The 19,237-nt window shown below is 65.6% G+C and carries 21 protein-coding genes and 1 pseudogene; 8 read left to right on the top strand and 14 right to left on the bottom strand.

The features are described 5' to 3' along the window. Window positions 1-207 precede the first annotated feature (207 nt). The 5 genes from PFX91_RS02305 (at window position 208) to PFX91_RS02285 (ending at window position 6,590) form a co-directional block, all read left to right on the top strand. Window positions 208-675: a roadblock/LC7 domain-containing protein gene (locus PFX91_RS02305; RefSeq protein WP_285729051.1), complete on the top strand. Its 468-nt coding sequence runs from the start codon at window positions 208-210 to the stop codon at window positions 673-675. 290 nt (window positions 676-965) lie between these two features. Continuing rightward, window positions 966-1,655, top strand: coding sequence for a hypothetical protein (locus tag PFX91_RS02300; RefSeq protein WP_285729050.1), 690 nt, complete (start codon window positions 966-968; stop codon window positions 1,653-1,655). Next, entirely contained in the window at window positions 1,652-2,980 is a 1,329-nt protein-coding gene (locus PFX91_RS02295; RefSeq protein ID WP_285729049.1) for a styrene monooxygenase/indole monooxygenase family protein, read from the top strand. Before PFX91_RS02300 ends, PFX91_RS02295 begins: the two co-directional genes overlap by 4 nt. Window positions 2,981-3,018: 38 nt before the next feature. Continuing rightward, window positions 3,019-3,717 carry a class I SAM-dependent methyltransferase gene (locus tag PFX91_RS02290; RefSeq protein ID WP_285729048.1) on the top strand — a complete coding sequence of 233 codons (699 nt, stop codon included), beginning with the start codon at window positions 3,019-3,021 and terminating at the stop codon, window positions 3,715-3,717. Continuing rightward, window positions 3,714-6,590: a type I polyketide synthase gene (locus PFX91_RS02285; protein WP_285729047.1), complete on the top strand. Its 2,877-nt coding sequence runs from the start codon at window positions 3,714-3,716 to the stop codon at window positions 6,588-6,590. Before PFX91_RS02290 ends, PFX91_RS02285 begins: the two co-directional genes overlap by 4 nt. A 114-nt stretch (window positions 6,591-6,704) precedes the next feature. Here PFX91_RS02285 and PFX91_RS02280 read toward each other — a convergent pair. Next, window positions 6,705-6,998, bottom strand: a pseudogene (locus PFX91_RS02280) (transposase); the annotation flags it as partial. 209 nt (window positions 6,999-7,207) lie between these two features. Between PFX91_RS02280 and PFX91_RS02275 the strand changes: the two are divergent. Continuing rightward, the gene (locus PFX91_RS02275; RefSeq protein WP_285729046.1) at window positions 7,208-8,290 is read left to right on the top strand and encodes a Fic family protein; all 1,083 of its coding nucleotides are present in this window, start codon (window positions 7,208-7,210) and stop codon (window positions 8,288-8,290) included. Window positions 8,291-8,418: 128 nt separating this feature from the next. On the opposite strand, the gene PFX91_RS02270 is transcribed toward PFX91_RS02275, so the two are convergent. Then, window positions 8,419-8,757, bottom strand: coding sequence for a helix-turn-helix domain-containing protein (locus tag PFX91_RS02270; protein WP_285729528.1), 339 nt, complete (start codon window positions 8,755-8,757; stop codon window positions 8,419-8,421). A 213-nt stretch (window positions 8,758-8,970) separates the two neighbouring features. Further along, window positions 8,971-9,129 (bottom strand): hypothetical protein, encoded by a 159-nt coding sequence (locus PFX91_RS02265; RefSeq protein WP_285729045.1) that lies wholly within the window; start codon window positions 9,127-9,129, stop codon window positions 8,971-8,973. Window positions 9,130-9,653: 524 nt separating this feature from the next. On the opposite strand from PFX91_RS02265, the gene PFX91_RS02260 reads away from it, so the two are divergent. Next, a complete protein-coding gene (locus tag PFX91_RS02260; RefSeq protein ID WP_285729044.1) occupies window positions 9,654-10,082 on the top strand; it encodes a hypothetical protein in 429 nt (142 codons plus the stop codon). A gap of 279 nt (window positions 10,083-10,361) precedes the next feature. Here PFX91_RS02260 and PFX91_RS02255 read toward each other — a convergent pair whose 3' ends face one another. After that, complete coding sequence (locus tag PFX91_RS02255) at window positions 10,362-10,874, bottom strand: lamin tail domain-containing protein (RefSeq protein ID WP_285729043.1); 513 nt, start codon at window positions 10,872-10,874, stop codon at window positions 10,362-10,364. A gap of 1,201 nt (window positions 10,875-12,075) precedes the next feature. Between PFX91_RS02255 and PFX91_RS02250 the strand changes: the two genes are divergently transcribed. Further along, on the top strand, window positions 12,076-12,447 hold the full coding sequence (locus PFX91_RS02250) for an ectoine synthase (protein ID WP_285729042.1): 372 nt from the start codon (window positions 12,076-12,078) through the stop codon (window positions 12,445-12,447). Window positions 12,448-12,608: 161 nt separating this feature from the next. Here the strand turns inward: PFX91_RS02250 and PFX91_RS02245 are convergent, their stop codons facing one another. From PFX91_RS02245 to PFX91_RS02200, 10 genes are all read right to left on the bottom strand, one after another. After that, window positions 12,609-13,235 carry a ScbR family autoregulator-binding transcription factor gene (locus PFX91_RS02245; protein WP_285729040.1) on the bottom strand — a complete coding sequence of 209 codons (627 nt, stop codon included), beginning with the start codon at window positions 13,233-13,235 and terminating at the stop codon, window positions 12,609-12,611. 676 nt (window positions 13,236-13,911) lie between these two features. Next, complete coding sequence (locus PFX91_RS02240; RefSeq protein ID WP_285729039.1) at window positions 13,912-14,316, bottom strand: DMT family transporter; 405 nt, start codon at window positions 14,314-14,316, stop codon at window positions 13,912-13,914. Window positions 14,317-14,348: 32 nt separating this feature from the next. Then, window positions 14,349-14,669, bottom strand: a complete 321-nt coding sequence (locus tag PFX91_RS02235) for a DMT family transporter (protein WP_285729037.1) — start codon at window positions 14,667-14,669, stop codon at window positions 14,349-14,351. Then, entirely contained in the window at window positions 14,666-15,187 is a 522-nt protein-coding gene (locus PFX91_RS02230) for a deaminase (RefSeq protein WP_285729035.1), read from the bottom strand. Before PFX91_RS02230 ends, PFX91_RS02235 begins: the two co-directional genes overlap by 4 nt. Further along, window positions 15,184-15,786 carry a DsbA family oxidoreductase gene (locus tag PFX91_RS02225; protein WP_285729033.1) on the bottom strand — a complete coding sequence of 201 codons (603 nt, stop codon included), beginning with the start codon at window positions 15,784-15,786 and terminating at the stop codon, window positions 15,184-15,186. Before PFX91_RS02225 ends, PFX91_RS02230 begins: the two co-directional genes overlap by 4 nt. Before the next feature lie 101 nt (window positions 15,787-15,887). After that, entirely contained in the window at window positions 15,888-16,367 is a 480-nt protein-coding gene (locus PFX91_RS02220) for a MarR family winged helix-turn-helix transcriptional regulator (protein ID WP_285729031.1), read from the bottom strand. Between the two features lie 32 nt (window positions 16,368-16,399). Then, on the bottom strand, window positions 16,400-17,173 hold the full coding sequence (locus tag PFX91_RS02215) for a maleate cis-trans isomerase family protein (RefSeq protein WP_285729029.1): 774 nt from the start codon (window positions 17,171-17,173) through the stop codon (window positions 16,400-16,402). A 13-nt stretch (window positions 17,174-17,186) separates the two neighbouring features. Beyond that, window positions 17,187-17,846, bottom strand: coding sequence for a transglutaminase-like domain-containing protein (locus PFX91_RS02210; protein WP_285729028.1), 660 nt, complete (start codon window positions 17,844-17,846; stop codon window positions 17,187-17,189). Between the two features lies 1 nt (window position 17,847). Beyond that, window positions 17,848-18,828 carry an acyl-CoA dehydrogenase family protein gene (locus PFX91_RS02205; protein WP_285729027.1) on the bottom strand — a complete coding sequence of 327 codons (981 nt, stop codon included), beginning with the start codon at window positions 18,826-18,828 and terminating at the stop codon, window positions 17,848-17,850. Between the two features lie 149 nt (window positions 18,829-18,977). Continuing rightward, a complete protein-coding gene (locus PFX91_RS02200; RefSeq protein WP_285729026.1) occupies window positions 18,978-19,235 on the bottom strand; it encodes an acyl carrier protein in 258 nt (85 codons plus the stop codon). Window positions 19,236-19,237: the final 2 nt, after the last annotated feature.

The raw sequence follows: 19,237 nt of genomic DNA, 5'->3' as shown, positions 1-19,237 counted from the left end.
TGGACCTACCGGGTGAGGGGCGGGGACACAGAGAACAACGGTAACCACACACCGACACCCATGGCCACGCATGTCCGAAAAAGGACCAATGTCAGCCACTAAACCATTCCGCTAGTACCATATCTGAGGATTAGCCATCGGTGATCCCGATATTCTTTATCGGCTCACCGATACCTCCAGAACATGCGCGATTCCACGATGGGACTCATGAACAAAGCCCGCCCCCAGGCACCGAACCGGCCGAGCACCGATGACCCCTATCAGTTCCTGCACGAAGAAATCGCTGCACTGGCTATTGAACAGGGCCTTGATGTGTTCGTCTTCGCCGCTGAGGGGCGCCTCATCGGTGCCAGCCTCGGATGCCACACCCAGACGATCGAGCAGATCGCTGCCTCCAGCTCCGGTCTGGTCAACGGGGCACGCGGCTACGGTGACCGTGCTCAGATCGGAGGCGTAGAGCGTCTGGTCACCCGATATGCCGGAGGGGCCCTGGTCCTGCTACCCGTGAACGAGGTGATCTGGGCGGGTTGTCTGGCGGAACTCGGTCGGGTGAGCGACACCGCTCACACACTGTCCCTGTTCACCGAGCGGATCATGTCCCTGGTCCCCAGCGAGGTGGGGTTGAGCCTGCCCGCAGTGGCGTTGGCGGACGCCGGGAACGGGGCCCGACGGTGACCACCTCCCGATCTTTGCGTTCTTCAACCGCCCCTTCCCCCTACCTCCCGGAGAACCCTCCACTGCCCCTGGTCGGGGAACACACGCTCGTCCGCTCGGTCGGCGCAGGTGCGGTTTCCGGAGCGACCGAGCTGGACCACCTGATGGCGTCCCTGTGGCGGCTCGTCCACGATCTCGGAGGGGGCCGGACACATCCGTTGTCGGTGTTGGAGATCGCTTCCCGGTCCGGACTCAGTCGCGGCACGGTCATTCTGGCCGTCACTGAACTCCTGCGGCGTGGGCGGGTTCGGGTGAGTCGTCCTCACACCGCCCCCCGCATCCCCATCGAGGAGGTGCGCGACGGCCTGCCCGCCACCCACTACGACCCTGCTCTGAGGTCGGCGAAGATCCTGGTTTTGGGCTCACCCGAGGTTCTGGCCCGCCGGTTCGTGGGGGCCTGCTCCCACACCCGACCTCTGGCCGTGCAGGAAACGGTCATCACCCCTGATGATGACACCGAAAACGGGACTGGGAGGATCCGCTCCGGGTCCTTGTTGATCTCCCTGGGCTCGCTCCCACTCGGTCCCCTACACCTGCGCCTGCTCGCCTTCCCCGAACCGGAGGTATGGGACGCGTTGTGGCCGAGCGCGATCCGTGACGCCTACGGCACGATCCTGCTCTCCCACCCCGACCATCTCGACGCCGCCGAGCGGGCACTGGTGGTACCGCGCCGCTTGGAGTTACCCGTACAGGTCGTGCTCCACCACCCCGACGGCACCGCTCCGGACCCGGTGGCGGTGGCCGCGGCCCTTGGGCTCTCCCCCGAGGAGGTGACGTTGGCCGACGTGCGCTCCGTCCCGGCCTCCCGCACCGCTTTGCGCGATCTCATTCACCAAGACCCTCGACGTCCTGACCGGATCCACCTGCGCACCCCGCACCACCCCACCGAGGACGAGGGCCAAGAGTCCGCGTCCGGGCTCCCTGAGGAAGGTCACCGATGAGGAAGATCCTGATCGTGGGGGCCGGTACCGCCGGTCTCCACCTTGCCCATGGTCTGGCTCGCTTCGACTACGACGTCACGGTCATCAACGGGTCCAGCAGCGGGGAGATCCGCGCGAGCCGCCCGTCGATCACCCAGTTCACACTCCCGAGCGCTCTGGCTTATGAGGAAGCGGCCGGCCTGGCGATGTGGGAACACGTGGCCCCGCGAATCACCGGCACCAACCTGCACCTGCACCCGCCGGGGGCGGAACCGGTGACGGTGAGTGCCCCTTTCGATGCCTACGGGGTCAGTGTGGACCGCCGGGAGAAGATGGCCGACTGGCTGGAGGCGTTCGAGGACCGGGGTGGCAAGGTCGTCATCCACGGCGTCACCGTCACCGACCTCGACTACTTCTCGCGGATGTTCGACCTGGTCATCCTCGCGACGGGACACGGCGAGCTGGGACAGCTCTTCGACCAGGGTGTGAGTGAGTCGGGGCAGCCGCCCCGCCGAGCGGTCGCCCAGGCGATCCTGGACGGTGTCCCCCACACCGAGCACGCCCAGTGGCACCCGGTCGCAGCCCCCGCAGGCTCACATCCCGGGTACAAGCCCGAACCGGTGGTGTCCGACTACGCCGAAGTGGTGTCCACTCCTCAGGTGCGGGCGATCCTCTCCCCAGTCCTGATCGACGCCGGCCCCCAGCACGTACTCCAGCTCATGGGGCCTGTGGGCGGAGAGATGGACGCCTGGCCCGACCGCCCCGACCCTGAGGAGTTGTTGCGGCTGATGAAGCGTCTGGTGCGCGAACACGCCCCCGTGCTCGCTGACAGGGTGGCCGAGGCATCGCCGCTCAACGATCAGGACGTCAGCGTCCACCAGTACAACCCCCACGTACGCACCCCTGTGGCCACCTTGCCCTCGGGCGGACTCGTTCTGGGGATGGCCGACGCCGTGGTCAGCACGGACGACCCGGTCGCGGCTCAGGCCGCGAACGTGAGCACGGCCAGCGCGAACCACTACCTGTCCCGCATCCTCGCCCACGGCAACGCCCCGTTCGACCGTGCGTGGATGACCGAGACCTTCATCGGGCACTGGGCGGGGACCCCCGATGAGGAGCTCCCCTTCGCCGGCATGGGGCAGGCCGCCGCTGGTCTGAGCCAGGTCCTCGACCAGATCTGGAGCCCACAGGCCCCTGACCACCTCACCCAAGTGCTGGGTGCCGCCACCCGACACCAAGCGGTGGCGGACCGGTTCATCGGGGATCTGGACGACCCCCGCCGCTATGCCGAATGGCTCTACGACCCCACCGCCGCACACACCTACCTGGCCGGCCTCCGCCGCTGACACCAGCGATCACCCTCCCTCCCCACCGGAGCACCACCATGCCCTCCCACCCCCCGAACACCATCACAACGGCCGACACCGACATCACCTTCAGGCCCGGCCTGTGGTCCCAGAAGAAGATGGCCACCCTCTACGACGTTGCCGTCATCCACGGCACCTACCCCCTGCTGTGGGGATGCCCCTGGACCCAGCCCGCCCGCCTCTACCAACGTGCGCTCCGCCCCGGCCTGACCGTGCTGGACATCGGCCCCGGTTCGGGGTTCTTCCTCGATCGTTTCGCGCCCGCGGACCTGAAGCTCCATCTGCTGGACCGCTACAGCGGGTCGCTGACCGCCGCCGCGACCCGTCTGGCCAGGTATCGGCCCGCCCTGCACACCGGTGACGCCCTCGACCCTCTCCCGATCGAGTCCTCCAGCGTCGACCTGGTCATCCTCGGCATGGTCCTGCACTGCGTGCGCGGGCAGGACATCGCGGCCAAGGAAGCGGTGTTCGACCACATCAACGACGCCCTCAAGAAGGACGGTGCGGGCGAGTTCATCGGCTACACCGTCCTGTCCCACGGCGTGCGCCACGGCCTTCTGGGACGCTTGGGCCTGCCCCTGCTCAACCGCAAGGGGGTGTTCGCCAACACCGGCGACAGCCTCACCGACCTCGTGAAAGCGCTCGACGCCCGTTTCGACATCGTCGAACTGACGGTGCGCAACTCGGTGGTGCTGTGGCAGGTGAGGACCCGATGACATCCGCCCCACCCAGCACGGAGCCCGTCGCGATCATCGGCATGGGCTGCCGCCTCCCCGGAGACATCACCACCCCCGCTGGCCTGTGGGAGGCCCTGCTCCAGGGGCGGGACTGCGTCACCCGCATCCCCGAGCACCGGTGGAAGACCATGGTCGAGCACCTGCACCCCGACCAAGTCCCCGCCGAACCGTTCCCCGCCGGGGTTGTCGACGTCGACGCCTTCGACCGGGAGTTCTTCGGCATCAGCGCTGACGAATCCGACGAGATGGACCCTCAGCAGAAGCTCCTGCTGGAGACCGCTTACGAAGCCCTGGCCGACGCCTCCTTGCGCCCCGCCGACCTAGCCGAGTCGAGCACGGGGGTGTACGTCGGAGCGGCCTCAACCGACCAGGCAAGCGTGAACTTCGGCCCCACGCACCGGGCCGGGGTCCACACCGGATCCGGCGCCGGGATGGCGATCCTCGCCAACCGCCTCTCATTCCTGCTGGATCTGGACGGGCCCTCGCTGACCGTCGACACCGCGTGCTCCTCCTCTCTGACCGCGCTGCACTACGCGATGCGCGACCTGCGCGCCGGGGCGGTCGACACCGCGATCGTCGCCGGAACCAACATCCTCACCACTCCGGTGATCACCGCGTCGTTCGTGGAAACCGGGGTGTTGTCCCCGGACGGGGTGTGCCGCCCCTTCGACGCCCAAGCGAGCGGCTACGTGCGCTCCGAAGGCGTCGTGGTGCTCGTCCTCACTCGTCCTGACCAGGCGCACAAGCGGGGGCATCGGGTGTGGGCCCAGGTGGCCGGGACCGCGATCGGCCACGGCGGGAACTCCCGGTACCTACTGCGCCCGCGGGTGAAGGGGCAGATCTCGGTGATCCGCCGGGCCTTGGCCGATGCCGGCGTCCACCCCGACCGGGTGGGATGGGTACAGGCACACGGCACCGGCACCCGCGCCGGAGACCGCATCGAGGCCACGGCCCTCTCCGAGGCCCTGGGTCGGGACACGCCCGTCCCGGTGGGCTCGGTCAAGAGCACCCTGGGCCACCTCGAAGGCGGCGCCGGAGCACTCGGAGTCATGGCCGCCGCGCTGGCCGTCCACCACGACCAGCTCCCACCGACCCTGCACCATCGCACCCTGCGCCACCGCGTGGAAGGGCTGGTGCGGGTGCCCACCACCGTCGAGGACTGGCCCACCGACGACACCTCAGAGCCGGAGGAAACACGTGTGGCGGGGGTGTCCTCGTTCGGGTTCGGTGGGGCCAACGCCCACGCCATCGTCATCAGCGCACCAACCCCGAAACCGCCGACAGCACAAGATCCGATGCCGCTGCCCGAGACCGTGCTCGTCTCCGCGCACAGCCCGGCCGCGCTCGCCTCGGCCGCCGAACGTCTGGCCGAGCGCGCCCCGAACGCAGGCTCCGTGGGCACCGTAGCCGACACCGCCCTCGCCCGAGGCCCTCACCACCAGCACCGGGCCGCCGTGGTCGCCGCCGACCTGGGCACCCTCGTCCAAGGGCTGCGCAGCATCCAGGAGGGTACACCCAACGCCGACGTTGTCGGCCCCGGCCGCGCCACCGACGTCCGGCCGCCGGTGGTGTTCGTCTACACCGGGCACGGCGGCCACCACCCCGACGCCGGAGCCGAGCTGCTGCGAATGCCCACTTTCGCCCGCCCCTTCCACGCGGCCCGGGATGCGGTGACCGAGCACACGGGATGTTCGGTGTGGGAACCGGGCCAGAGCGTCACCTCCTTCGTCGACGCCCAGCACTGCACCTTCTTCATCCAGGTGGCGCTCACCGCGCTGCTAGCCGATCGCGGCATCGTCCCGGACGTGGTCTTGGGGCACTCGGTCGGGGAGATCGCCGCCGCCCACACCGCCGGGGCCCTGCCCTTGGGCTCGGCTGCGCGAGTGCTGGCCCACCGCAGCCGTCTGCTCAGCGTCCTGACCGAGGCGGGTGGGTTGCTGGCCATCCGTGCCGGGGTCGAGGAGACCGAAGAGTTCTTGGCCGCCTACGACGGGCGGGTATCCATCGCCTCCTACAGCGCACCCCGGGTCCAGGTCGTGGCCGGGCCATACGAGGACCTGCTGCACCTGCGCACCGTTCTGGAGGCCGAAGGCGTGTGGTCCAAGCCCGTCCCCGACGTCATCCCCGCCCACTCCGCGGCGGTGGACCCGATCCTGCCCGAGCTGAAGCGGGCTCTGGCCGGGTTGCGCCCCCAAGCGCCCCGGGTGCCGATCATCTCCACCGCCTACCCGTACGAGGACATGCCCGAGGCGGGGTTGTGGGGTCCGGCGTACTGGGCCGGACAGGCACGACAGTCGGTGCGGTTCACTGACGCCCTCCACCAGGCCGTCGATGTCTCCAACGGTCGGCCGGTGGTATTCGTGGAGATCGGTCCCCGCGCCCTGCTCGTCGAGCACATCGCCCACACCGTGGCCACCTCCAACCTCACCGTGGCCACCACCACCGACCCCGCCGGTCTGGCCCGCGCCGTCGGAGAGCTGTACGCCCTCGGTATCACCCCCACCGGGCCCACACGCCGCGCCCACCCGGACCTGGCCCTCGCCCCCGGGTGGGATCACACCACAACCCCCAGCTCGACAACCGGAGAGACTCCGGTCCGCACCCCCGTCCCCGGCGAGGTGGAGGCGTACCTGACCGCCGAGGTGGCGCGGCTCGTGCACCTACCCGGCGGCCTCGACCCGGCCTCCTCGTGGGCCGACCTGCCATTGGAGAGCCACACTCTCCTCGCCCTCACCTCACGGCTACGCCAGGTCCCGCACTGGGCGTCGGTGGACATCCAGGTGTTCCTGCCCGCGCGCACCTGGCGGCAGGTCGCCGCCACCCTGAGCGCTCTCCTGCCCGACGCACCCTAATCCACCCCTACACGCACTGCCCTGTCTCGCAAACACGACAACGAAGAAGGCACACCATGACCACGACGTTCGCTCCTAATCCGGTCTTCGTCGGAGGCCAGGCAGCCCTCAGACGGTACCGGTGTATTGGCGTTGAACACCGACCGTTGTGGTGCCCTTCTCCAGGTCGCCGGTCTCGTCCAGGATGAGGACCGCGTCTTGTTCTCCCAGATGGGTGCGGGCGTAGGTGCGTAGGTCCTCGATGAGGCCCACTTCGTTGACCTGGGCGCGGGAGAGTAGGTGCTGGAAGCGGTAGGGGGTGGAGTGCCCGGCGTGTTCGGACAGGGTCCAGCAGTTCTTGCGGGCCAGTGGGGCGAGCAGGCCGCGCAGGAGGTCGTGGGCGGTGTGTTGGGTCTGGGGTCGGGCCAGAGGGGTGGGTCGGACGTCGTGGCTCGGGGGTCATGCTCGCGACCTGCCGGTACGCCAGAGCTCAGATGCCCCGCCCCCGCCGACACACCTTCCGAACGCGGATCGACGCGCGATGAGGACATGTCGAGACACCTGACACACCCCAGGAACGTGTTAAGTTCATCCAGAATTCTTAACATGTGGCGTGGATATGTCGAAGGAGCTGACGCATGCCCTGGAGCCCCGACGTTCCCTTCAACGATCTGCCCCCACTACCGCCGGCCGGCCTCGACCTTGAGCCCAAGCCCGTGCTCAAGTCGACCATCGAAGCCCGAACAGCACTGGCGACACTTGCCCAAGCCGGCCAACTGCTGCCGAACCCCAACATCCTGATCCACGCTGTTCCTCTGCTCGAGGCGCAAGCCAGCTCCGAGATCGAGAACATCGTGACCACGGCCGATGAACTGTTCAAGTACGCCGACTCCGGCGGGGGAGACCATGCCACCAAGGAGGCACTGCGCTACCGCAGCGCACTGTTCGCCGGAGTCGAATCGATCAGGAACCGGCCGCTCACCTCCGCGACGGCTATCCGAATCTGCTCCGAGTTGCAGGGCCGGGAGATGACCATCCGAGCGGTGACCGGCACGCGCATCGCGAACCCGACCACACGGCAGATCGTGTACGCCCCACCCGAGGGCGCCGACCTCATCCGCGAGAAGCTTTCAGCCTGGGAGCGGTTCGTTCACGCTGAGGACGACCTCGATCCGCTGGTGCGCATGGCGGTGGCCCACTACCAGTTCGAGGCGATCCACCCCTTCCATGACGGCAACGGACGCACCGGCCGCGTCATCAACATCCTGATGCTGATCAAGGCCGGTCTACTGGACGACCCGATCCTCTATCTCTCACGCGCCATCATCGCCCGCAAAAACGACTACTACCGGCTCCTGCGAGCCGTGACGGCTGACGGTGCCTGGATCGCATGGGTCCTCTACATGCTCGACGTGGTCCGCGACTCCGCCGTATCGACGACGCGGAAGATCGAAGCCATCCGCACGTGCCAGGAGGACATCGCCGAGCGAGCTCGCGCCGCCACCCCGGGCGGTCGGGACGCACAGTTCTTGGCCGTCCTGTTCGAACAGCCCTACTGCCGTATCAACACCGTCGCCGACCGATGCGAGGTCTCGCGCCAGACCGCGTCGTCCTGGCTGCACGCCCTGGTCAAAGCAGGGCTTCTCGGCGATGTCAAGGTCGGTCGCGAACGCCTCTTCGTGAACCACGAGTTCCTGGACGTGTTGACGCGCCCCGAGTGAGCTGACACAAGTGGGTCGCGTGGAAGGGCCGAACGCAAAGGCAGAGCGTCAGCAGACCGGCCTCCTCAACCAGCGCGTTCGGCGACAGTGCGGCCTTCGGCTTCAGCACTCACGTTTCGCCCGCGGCCTCAGATCGTGGCGATGACGGCCTGGTCGTCCAGGTAGGCGTCCAGTTCCAGGAAGTCCAACAGCGCCTGGCGCGTACCAGCCCGGTCGGAGTCGTCGGTGGCGCGGGCCGCGCACTGCACACGCTCGGACACCACCCCGATCCCGGTGAGCTGGGCGACCGTGTGCCCGGTCTCCCATGTAATCGCCACGATTTCGGGCATCTTCGCCGCCCGGTCCCCGGAGATGATCCGAGACAGGGTGGACTGGGAGATACCCGTGGCGTCAGCGAGAGCACGCCGACTCATACCTGCCGCCTGCCGGGCGCGCTCGATCCGCGCTCCGATGTCCTCCACTGTCATCTTCGCCACCCCATCAGTCTGAATCATCTAGCCTCAACCTGATTCGGGCATAGACGTACGTTCCGCTCGGCACCACGGTTCGAGCAGCCGAAAACGTCTTCTCCAAGCGAGAGCGCGGGCGCAGAAGCCCCCCGACCTGGGAGACAAGGGCGGGCGGCTTCTTTCGTCCCGCCTCTGGTCCCTTGGTGTCCTTCCGGGACGCGGAAGGAACGGTCATGTGTGGGACGCCCCGGCCACGATGCCGTAGGCCAGCAGAAGCACGAACCCCACACCGGCCAGCACGACCAGGCATCCGCACCCGATCGCGATCTTCGCGAAGGTGGGAACGCGGATCGGAGGAGGTGCGGGGGGCGGGGGCGGTCCGTAGGGCATGGCCCCAGAGTAAGTGCCGTGTCCAGGACGCCGCGAGAGTGGTCGAGGCACCCACCGCCAACGGGTCTGGGGCCGGCGGTGGCGAGGCGGTCCCGTTCAGGGGTGTGCGCGCTGTTCCCTCAGGGGCGTCGTTCCTCCGAGGGAGGGTCGGTCGGGTTCACCGCGAGCTTCTCTTCGCGCCGGGCACGCCGCAGTGTTCTCCCGTGCTCGACGCAGGCCAGGGGGCGGAGCGCCAGAAGGCCCGGTCCCGCCCGGAACGTCGATCACTTCAGTGGCACCGATGTCGACGTTCGTGCGTCGAAGGGACATAGGACGAATGCACACACCGTGGTCGGTGGTGTCATCGGCCCTACGCCTGCGGCCCCGCAATCCACCGCGGCCACCCGGTCGTGATCGCCCCAAGGCCTGGCCCGCGCCTACCGAACGTCCGATGTGCTTCGAAGCCGACCGCCAGTGACCGAAGAGACCCCTGGTGATTCATCCAGGTGACCGGCCAAGAGCCCACGAGAGAGAAGATCCCACCCATGAAAGACGCATTGCTGGACCGTCTCGTCTCCCACGTCGAGCGCGCCAACGGTCAATTCACAGGAGGTTCGGGCTGGGAGGACGTGGACGAGTTCCACAAGATCGAGATCCGCCTGGTCACCAACGGTAAGGCGGAAAGCGGTGTTCTCATCAGCGAATTCACCTTCCTCCACCACCTCGGTGAGACCGTGCGTGCCGGTGACAAGAGGAACGCCCTCTTCCCCCGGCTCCGTGATGAGGTGAAGGCGATGGGGACCCCTGAGGCGGTCGCAGAGCGGATGGACGATCCCGAGACTTCCGAGGCCTTTCCGTACATCCACCTCATGACCGAGGAGTTCGGCAGGAAGTTCTGTACCCGTGTCGCACGCTCTTCGGTGACCGCGTGGACGTTGCTCGGCTTCCAGACCTCGGAACGTCCGATCAAGTGACCGCCGCCAGGGCCCGTTGAGCGGTACGCCCCGGAGAGGGTCGATACCGAGGCGAAAGCATGTCCCCCAGGCGCCACGGCCCGGACGCACACGGCACCCGGGCCGTTCTCCTGCCGACGGCTCGGTGTCCCCGGAGGCGGACTCCCGCCCGCGCGAAGGGTTCGGTCGGGTGGCCGGCCGAACCCTTCGCCGAGTTCCTCGCGTCCACCGATCGATCTCCGAGGTCATGAGGACCACTGGAACCCGCCAGGGACCCGGGGCGCTCCCTCCGCGCTCAGGTCAGCACGTGTAGGTCTTGGCGTCGGCGGCCTTGCTCCAGTTGCAGGAGCTGATGGTCCCGGTCGCGGAGTTGTTGTCGGCGCTCCCGGGCTTCTTCAGACGCAGGTCGGGGTTCTTCTTCGTGCCGTCGTTCGGCAGCACGTGGCGGGCGTACCCCCGGTACACGTGGTGCTTGCCGTTGGCGTCCTTGTGGTTGGTACCGCTGCCCGTGTGGACGTACACCGACGCCCCCGCCGGAAGCTTGTACGACGGCAACTTCCGCCCGTAGGTGTTCGTGGTGATGTCCGGAACGTACCCACTGAGGTTCACCGTCTTGTTGGTGACGTTCTTGACGATGAAGTACTCGCCGTTGAGGTTGCGGGACTTACCGTTCACGGTGTCCGCACCGGAGGCGTTCGGGCGCACGTGGGTGATCATCAGCGCCCCCGTCGTCGACGCCGCATGGACGGGCGCGGGAACGAGAATGGCGGCGAGCATCACCGTGGCGACGGCGGTGCGCAGGGTCTTACGCATATGGGGGTCCCTCTCGGGGGAGCGCGTCCTCCGATGCGCACCCACCCCATGGGGGTGCGCAGGCGGGGTGCCGGGGACGACAGGGAAAACAGTAGACCGATGACAGGCGCTACGCACACAAAATGGGGCAAGTCAGTGCTTTTTCTTCGCGGAGGTTCGAGGAGGCCGTCCGCCCACGTGGGAGGCCGTACGGGCGAACGGCCCCGCGCCGGCCAGGCCCGCTCCTCCCGAAAGCACAGGGACGGAGCGGCCCACGCGCCGTACGAGGCCCGGAGGACGTGACCGAAAGAGGCCACCGACGGCACGCGCGGACCCCGTCCGCATGGCACGGAGAAGACAAAGGTCGATGGTGAGACCGCCGACGACGATATGGCACGTGGGTGGGAAACACGACGCCGAGACGTCGACGCAGGAAACCCCACCTGCGCATGTCCGTCCATTGATCGGGGATCAGGAAACCGCGAATACACGTCCTCACGGGTACACCGTTCCGAGACGATGAAGAAACCAGGCCACATCGGTGGAACCGGCGTTCACCCGGAGTTCTCGGTGGACACGACTTCGCGAGATCCCGAGGTCGAAATCCACACCACCGGAAGCAAGCCGCCGAGGTCATGGGGACGATCTTGCGATTCGTGTTCTCTCCCGTCCCGCGGAGCCTTCGGCGTGGTCGGCGACGGCCCTCGCACAAGCCCCTGTCCACATGTGGCCAACGGCTACAAAAAAAACATACATGAATGTATGTTCTTGAACTGCCAGGTCATAGAAGGGAGAGACCCCTGGCAGGGTGGAAGGACGGGGGAAGACCCCCAGGATCGGGACCCCACATGGCGGGGGAATACGGTGCCACTCCGCCGGCCCGTCGAGCCGGCGATGGGACACCCCTGTGCGTGCGGTTCTTCTCCTGTTCCTGAAAAGAGGAGCACATGCCTTGTTGAACACAGTCGACCCTCTTCACAGAGGACCACCGAGGAGTTCCTCCATGCATTGACCATTCGGGGCGCCAACGGTCGGACCGACGATGGGAGACAGCAAAATCACGTGAACCCCCACCTGTGTCCATTCCGACACGGGACCAGGAGGATCTCCTCTCCGGGTGCTTTTCTCTGGTTCCAAGGACCACGGGCATCCGGTCCTACCGAAGAGCACCTGAAACAGCTTCCAAAGAAACAGAAGAGCCATAGGAAGGTCACATATGTTCATGCGATCACGGGAAGCCATTGAGACCGTCGATTGGGGAAATGGCACGAGTGACAGGCTTCTTGTGGAGGACGACAACCTCGGCTTCACCATCGCACACACCGTGGTGAGAGCGGGAACGGTGTCCAGACTCGAGTACCGGAACCACCTCGAAGCCTGCTACTGCATTTCTGGTAGTGGCTATGTCACGAGCGTCGACGGCGAGGTGAAGATCGACCTGGAGAAGGGGGTCCTCTACGCGCTCGACAAGAACGATCCTCATATCTTGGTCGCAGCAGAAGAAGAGGACATGGAGCTCATCAGCGTATTCAACCCTCCCCTGAAGGGGCACGAGAGGCACAACCTGGAGTCGAACGCCTTCTCCTCCTACTGAGGAATTCATGATCCTCGGTGACACACCGGGCACTCGTCCTGTCGGCGAGAGCCCGGTTTTTTCGAGCCCATAGAATCCGAACACACTCTGAACGGCCGGTGCCCGCGGTTTCCCTGGGGTCGTTTGCGGGGGAGGTCTCATCGACCACCACCCGAGAGGAGTCAGGTCGCGGCGATCACATTGGAGATGCACTTCAGAGGGTCATCCACCCCGAGACCTGGGAGAAGATAAACCCACATCGAGTCCAGATACTCGCAGATGTGCTGTCTCTGCTCGAACTGATCACCTATCTCCTGGATACCGAAAATACCTGCAACGATGACCCAGGAAACCTTATCGACATCCACACTCTCTCTCAGTTGCCCAAGCCCTTTGGCTTCCTCCAACAGGGAACTGACCTCGCACAGCCATATTGGAAAGGGGGAAGGGATCTCCTTCTCGACATGGGAGCTGTTCTTGATGATGCGCATCGCCGCCCTGCTGCACGTGTCATCGCGGAAACCCACAACGAGATCGTGAGCGAATATCATCAGGAGCTCGATCCCGTAGAATCCCTCCTCCCTCCTTTTCGGAATATACTGAATCCAGGTTTCTAATTTGTCGATGACCAGAGCCTCGGCGATATCCGCCTTCGAATCGAAATGAAAGTAAAGAGATCCTCGCGTCACTCCGGCGCGAGCAGATATGTCCGCCAGCCGAGTTGCAAGGTATCCGTTCTTGTCGAACTCCTCACCTGCGGACTCCAGGAGTCTTTCACGAGTACGAATCGCCCTGTCTTGCTTTTTCACAGGCCTCCCCTTTTGGCAAACCATATTATTTACCGGAAATGCACCTCTGTAGAACTGTCCGAACAAAGGATTCTTCCCGATTACTTTACCATACGGTATATTTCCTTCTTCTTACCGTACATGCCTCCTCCGCACACGCGACGCCCTCATTCCCGAACTCGGACAAAGGGGAAGCCGGTGTGCCATGGTCCGTCCTGTCCCGCCGACCTTCGCCCGCCCCTCTCTCCCTCACCGGCGGAGTCTCTTCCGAGAAAGGCCTTCCTGCCGTCTTCCGGAGAACCGCCGCCACTGACACGGCGGGGCCCGCATCGAATGCGGGCCCCGCGGACGGCCTCGTACACGAGGTCTTCTCCGGTGTCATGCCGGTTCTCGACGGCCTGATGTCCTCTCTCTCCGGCGCAGGATCGTCCCGAACCACCCCGCCGATGACCAGGCCATCGCAGGGATACCGGGCCACCTGGTCCTGGAGATGGCGTGGGAAACACGAACGGCCCCGCGCTTCGGGGACCGGGGCCACCGGCACATCGAGTGGAATCGAGGAAGGCCGGGGATCGGCGTGGCCGGAGGCACTCGCTCTCCACAGCAGCCTTCACGGCCACGCCCGCGGCGGCTCCGAGAGAGAGCACGCCGCGGGCGAAAGACGCGGTCTCCAGGGTCACCGCGTTGACCCGGTGGCTCACGCGCCTGTGGAGGAACCCTGCAACTTGGGGCTGTCGGCGAGCTTGAGCCAGATGACACCGCCGATGATGACGGCCAGCCAGAAGGCGCGCACCGGGGTCAGGACCTCGTCGAAGAAGACGGGGCCTAAGACCGCGGCGCCGACCGCTCCGATACCGGCCCACACGGCATAGCCGATACCGACGTCGATCGCCTTGAGGGCGACGCTGAGGCAGAACAGGGTCAGCAGGAAGAAGACGAAGGCCGAGGCCGACCATCCGAGAGTGGTGAATCCCGAACTGCCCGCCACGCTGAGTGCGTAGCCGACCTCGAACACTCCGGCCAGCAGTAGAACCAGCCAGGGGCCCGCCTTTTTTCCGGCTTTGACGCTGTCCTGGGTCTTGTCCGCTCTGATGGTGGTCATCAGGTTGGTCCTTTCAGGTTGGGAGTTGTGGATTACGCGGCGCCGCTGAGCTGGAGTCCGATGACCCCTCCGATGACGACCGCGATGCCGAGGCCCTTCTTCCAGTCCAGCCTCTGGTCGAGGAAGAGCGCCCCGACGATGACGATCCCGACGCCCGCGACGCTGGTCCAGATGGCGTAACCGACGCCCACGTCGAAGGTCAGCAGTGCGAGGCTGAGGAAGAACGTGGCGATCGCACCACTGACGAGGGTTCCGATCGTCCACCACAGCTGTGTGAAGCCTTGTGCCTTGCTCGCCGCGATACCGACCGCCACCTCGAAGAGGACGGCGATGCCCAGGTAGAGCCAGCTCATGATGTGCCTTTCCAGGGACGCACGGAGGGGCGCCCGTAGTGTGTGTTGATCTGTAGGTATCTGGAGAAGGGCTCCATGCCCCGGTCCACGGGGAGCCGGTGGGCGAAGCCCTCCAGCTTGTCGTCGGAGATCCCCAGAGCGGGATAGCTCACGCGGTAGTCGAATCCCCACTCCGCGACCACGTCACGGTCGACTGCGACGTAAACGGCGTCGACCTGCTGTTCGATGGCGAACCGGTAGCACAGACCGCAGGGCTCCCCGGTGGCCAGAAGCGAGGTTCCGCTGAGGTTCTTCGACCCGCGGGAGGCCATCGCGTCCCTCATCGCCACGATCTCGGCGTGGGCACTGTGGTCTCCGGTCTCCCTCACCTTGTTGACGCCGAACTCCGAGATCACGCCGGTGTCGTCGACCACGACGCCGACGAAAGGTATGCCGCCACGGTCGACATGGGTGATGCACGCCTCGACGGCCTGTTCCATGAACGTCCGCAACTCTGAGGAACTCAAGCCCACGGTCATGCCTCCCGGGCCACGGACTCGTCGACCAGCCGGGTGAGGTGCTCCGCGTCCAGCACGCCCGGTACGAGTCGTCCGTTGACCCTGAAACTGGGGACCGCCGAGACCCCGACGGTCTTCACCGCGAACTCCTGGTCCTCGTCCTGACGTCGACGTCGATCCTCGCTGGCCAGGGCGGCGACGACGTCGGCGCGTTCCAGTCCCACGGACACGGCGACGTCGATGATGACCTCGTCTTCGCCGATGTTGCGGTCCTGCTGGAAGAAGGCGCGGAACATCGCGTCGGAGTACGCCTCGCCCAGCCCGTGTTCCGCGGCCAACTGCAAGACCATGAACGCCTTGTCACTACGGGGCTGCGGGGAGATCGTCGGCAACTTTATGTCCACGCCCATCCGCCGTGCCATGGGATAGACGGACGCGTTCCACACCCGGGGCAGGTAGTCGTCCTCGGGCTTGAGCGTGGGGACGGGATCCGGCCTCAACTCGAAGGGGCGTATCTCGATCTCCACGTCACGCCGGCGACGCAGCTCCTCGATCGCATCCTCCACGAGGAAACAGAACGGGCATACATAGTCCACGAAGACTTCGACCTTGGTTGTCATCTCTCTCGCTCTCCTTCTCTGTCCCGACCCCACTGAAGTCTGCATGTACATGCAACTATTTGCACGCAAGGGGCCCCCAAGCCACACGCGCACCGGCGCGCTCAGCGCATGAGCGCCGCGACCACCTCGAGCGCGCGCGCCGCATCACCGCGGTCGAGGTGCGGGTGTTCCTCGGTCACGTGCTGTAGCAGTTCACGGATCTTCGCCTCGTAGGGTTCACGGACCGCCTCGACGGTGTCCATTCCCTGGTCCGTGATCACCGCGTAGACGCCTCGGCCGTCCTCGGGGCAGGTGTCTCGGAACGCCAACCCCTTGCCCTCCAGTCGCTCGACCAGCCGGGTCACGGAGCTCTGGTTCAGACCGACCCGGCGAGCGAGGTCGTTGAGCCGAAGCTCCCGGTCCGAGGCCCTGCTCAGATGGAGCACCGCCCGATAGTCGGCAAGACCGATACCATGCGTGTCCGTCAGCCACTTGCCCAGCACCGTGTCCACCGCGGCGACCAGTGCCGTCACCCGGAACCAGGCCGTGCTCAGGCCGTCGACCGCCGCGCCCTTCCCCACCTCCGAACGTTCCATGTACATGCAAGTAACAGTACCACGCTCAGTGTTCCCGGTCACCCCTCGGTGAAGAGCCTTCCGTAGCCCGAGATCCGGGAGCGCAGTCCCGTGCCCTCCAGGCAGGCCCATAAGAGCACCTGGTTCGCCGTCAGCACCGTGATGTCGAGCTCGCTCTCGATGTGTTCGATCGCTCCGATGGCACGTTGCCCGTTGCCGGTGATGAACACCGTCCTCGCACCGGTCCGATCGACGAGCTTCGCCACCGCCTCGGCGGTCGCAGCCGGACCGATGGCCAGGGGGCCGCCCTCCGGTCCGCTCGGCGTCACGGATATGACGTCGACCTCCTGGTCGGCGAAGTACGCCTCACCCTCCCGGCACAGGGGCTCGTCGAACCACGAGGGGGCCATGACCGCGATGCGCTTCAGACCGAGCTTCCGTATCGCCGAGACGGCGGCCGTTCCGGTCGTCTCCAACCTGATTCCGTGGCTGACACCGGACAGGCGTGCGAGCAGGTTCCGCTCCTGTTCGGGACCGATCTTGAACGAGGAGCTCGTGAAGGCCAGACCGACGGCGTCCAAAGGCGAGCTCGACAGGCTTTCCACAGTACGGTCGAGCACGTCAGGGTGGACGAATCGCAGCACGGGGTCATGGGCGATCTTCTCGTCGATGGTCCCCCCGGGGTGCATGGGGGCGAAATCGACACGCGCGCCGTGCACCGTGGCGGACACACCGGAGAGCATGGCCTGCGTCTCGGCCTCGGGCCCGATGTCGGCATGCGGAGTGACCACTCCGAGCCTGAACTCAGAACCCCATCCGTCGTACTTCCACATCTTCGGCTCCTTCCTATCGTGCGGTCATCGCGGCGGTCAGGGCGTGCGACGTCGGCGTACGTCCGCACTCGGTCACCATCTTCGGGTGCTTCTCCTGGATGACCCGGAGCAGCTCGGGCATCTTCGGATCGGTGTAGCTGCGCGCCCGCCCCTGGTAGACCATCTTCGTGCTCTCGCTGTTGCGCTGCTCGATGGAGCCGCCGTTGGGGTTGAAGCGCAGCACCTCGATGCCGTAGAGCGTGCACAGCAGGGCGTTGAAGATCGGGGCCGCCTTGATCCACCTGCCGTTGAGGTAGATCTGCGTGTACCAGTGCAGGAACTCCTCGCCCCCGACGAGATCGATCATCGCCGCGTCGGCGACGTGGTTGGTCACCACATCGGAGCACAGCATGGCCGGCACACCGATGCCGCGGCAGGCGGCGACGAACAGGATGCTCTTGTGCAGGCAGAAACCCGAAGCCTCGGTGACGACCTCGGACGCGCTGAGACCAGAGTGCAGTGGGACGTCGAAGACGTTGTAGTCGATGGAGTCACGTACTGCGTCGTGCAGCCTCTCCACTGCCTTCGCGACATTCGCCTCGGTGTAGCACCCGGCTTTTTCAATGAAACGTTCGACAGCGGGATCTCGATAGTCGAAGACTTCGGTGGAATCCGTCAGACGATTTTTGTCCATATTAATTCACGATCCCCAGCATCGTAGCGATCTTCGTTCGAAGAAGGTCATTCGAACCGGAGTAGATCGCCCCCGGAAGAGCGTCCATCAGGTCAATCGGAAGAGGCGAGGTCTCCAGATATCCGTTACCGCCATGGACCTGTATGGCGTTGAGCACGGAAGCGACGTTCGCCTCGCTTATGAAGATCTTTGCCGCTGCGATCGGTATGGTCATCTCGTCGAAACCGTCGATCCGGTCCGCGATGGATTCGATGAGCGCCCCACCGAGTTCGATGGCGATCTGGGACTCGACGATCCTGTTCGCGACGAGTTGGTTGCTTCCGATGCTCGTACCGAACTGCTCTCGTTCGTTGACATGGTCGACCGACCGCTGCACCAGCCGTTCCATCTCTCCGATGTTCCCGGCGAAGGCCAGAAGGATCTCCCGTTTCATGACCTGGTCGAGGATGAGGAGACCGGCACCGGAGTACCCGATCCTGTGGGAGGTCGGCACCTCCACCTCCTCAAGGAGCACCTCACCGATCGGGGAGCTGCGAAGGCCCGCCGTGGGCATCGCCCGGGAGGTGTCCACACCGGGCCACGCCGTCTCCACCAGGAAGGCGGAGAGCCCCTTCTCCTCACCGTCCTCGACGGTCTTGGCGTAGACGACCAGCGTCGAGGCCACAGGGGCGTTGGTGATGAAGCGCTTCGTCCCGTCGAGGACGTAGGTGTCGCCGCGCAGGGTCGCCGTGGTCGCCATGTTCATGACGTCCGAGCCGGCCGCGGCCTCGGTGATCGCGTGACCGCCGATGGCGGTCCCCGCCTCGGCCGCGGGAAGGTACCGCTCCTGAAGTTCCTTGCTCGCGAACCCGCGTAGGCAGTAGACGGTGCTGGCGAGCTGGGTGACCGCCGAGAACGTCAGTCCTCGGTCCGGGCTCGTTCTTCCCAGCTCCCGCACACGCCTGACCGCGGTCTTGAGGCCGGCTCCTCCGTCCCTCCCCATGTCCGAAAGGGATGCGAACAGGCCGCTCTCCGAGAGCCGACCCCACAGGTCGAGGGAAAAACCCTTCCGTAACTCCGGTTCCTCTTCCTCCCCGGGCCCGCGAAGTTCCTTCATGAACATCGACCACTGCTCTTCGTCCATTGCTTTCCTTACTTGTCCGCACCGACACGGTGTGAGTCAATGAATTTTGCGATTCCTTCGGGCGTCTTCAGAACGTCGGGGTCAATGGGAATAGAGTTGATCGGGATTCGGTAGGTACGACCACACCATCCGAGAAGCTGCACCGTACTGACACTGGTAAGGATCCCGGTGGCGTTGAGATCGATATCGGAAGGCAGGTCCTCGGAAGAGATGTCCTTTGCGAACTTCTCGGTGATGTAGTCCTTGACTTCATTTATAGTGGACACCG

Source organism: Nocardiopsis sp. ATB16-24 (assembly GCF_030271535.1).
Taxonomy (GTDB): Bacteria; Actinomycetota; Actinomycetes; order Streptosporangiales; family Streptosporangiaceae; genus Nocardiopsis.
The sequence above is the reverse complement of the archived record's forward strand: the minus strand, read 5'-3'. Positions and strand labels throughout refer to the sequence as shown.

Coding starts and splice junctions, on each gene's coding strand:
- PFX91_RS02210 (WP_285729028.1), bottom strand. CDS start 17,846: ATGGACAAAAATCGTCTGACGGATTCCACCGAAGTCTTCGACTATCGA.
- PFX91_RS02230 (WP_285729035.1), bottom strand. CDS start 15,187: ATGACCGTGGGCTTGAGTTCCTCAGAGTTGCGGACGTTCATGGAACAG.
- PFX91_RS02215 (WP_285729029.1), bottom strand. CDS start 17,173: ATGTGGAAGTACGACGGATGGGGTTCTGAGTTCAGGCTCGGAGTGGTC.
- PFX91_RS02250 (WP_285729042.1), top strand. CDS start 12,076: ATGCGATCACGGGAAGCCATTGAGACCGTCGATTGGGGAAATGGCACG.
- PFX91_RS02225 (WP_285729033.1), bottom strand. CDS start 15,786: ATGACAACCAAGGTCGAAGTCTTCGTGGACTATGTATGCCCGTTCTGT.
- PFX91_RS02235 (WP_285729037.1), bottom strand. CDS start 14,669: ATGAGCTGGCTCTACCTGGGCATCGCCGTCCTCTTCGAGGTGGCGGTC.
- PFX91_RS02285 (WP_285729047.1), top strand. CDS start 3,714: ATGACATCCGCCCCACCCAGCACGGAGCCCGTCGCGATCATCGGCATG.
- PFX91_RS02255 (WP_285729043.1), bottom strand. CDS start 10,874: ATGCGTAAGACCCTGCGCACCGCCGTCGCCACGGTGATGCTCGCCGCC.
- PFX91_RS02240 (WP_285729039.1), bottom strand. CDS start 14,316: ATGACCACCATCAGAGCGGACAAGACCCAGGACAGCGTCAAAGCCGGA.
- PFX91_RS02220 (WP_285729031.1), bottom strand. CDS start 16,367: ATGTACATGGAACGTTCGGAGGTGGGGAAGGGCGCGGCGGTCGACGGC.
- PFX91_RS02265 (WP_285729045.1), bottom strand. CDS start 9,129: ATGCCCTACGGACCGCCCCCGCCCCCCGCACCTCCTCCGATCCGCGTT.
- PFX91_RS02270 (WP_285729528.1), bottom strand. CDS start 8,757: ATGACAGTGGAGGACATCGGAGCGCGGATCGAGCGCGCCCGGCAGGCG.
- PFX91_RS02305 (WP_285729051.1), top strand. CDS start 208: ATGAACAAAGCCCGCCCCCAGGCACCGAACCGGCCGAGCACCGATGAC.
- PFX91_RS02290 (WP_285729048.1), top strand. CDS start 3,019: ATGCCCTCCCACCCCCCGAACACCATCACAACGGCCGACACCGACATC.
- PFX91_RS02260 (WP_285729044.1), top strand. CDS start 9,654: ATGAAAGACGCATTGCTGGACCGTCTCGTCTCCCACGTCGAGCGCGCC.
- PFX91_RS02205 (WP_285729027.1), bottom strand. CDS start 18,828: ATGGGGAGGGACGGAGGAGCCGGCCTCAAGACCGCGGTCAGGCGTGTG.
- PFX91_RS02275 (WP_285729046.1), top strand. CDS start 7,208: ATGCCCTGGAGCCCCGACGTTCCCTTCAACGATCTGCCCCCACTACCG.
- PFX91_RS02295 (WP_285729049.1), top strand. CDS start 1,652: ATGAGGAAGATCCTGATCGTGGGGGCCGGTACCGCCGGTCTCCACCTT.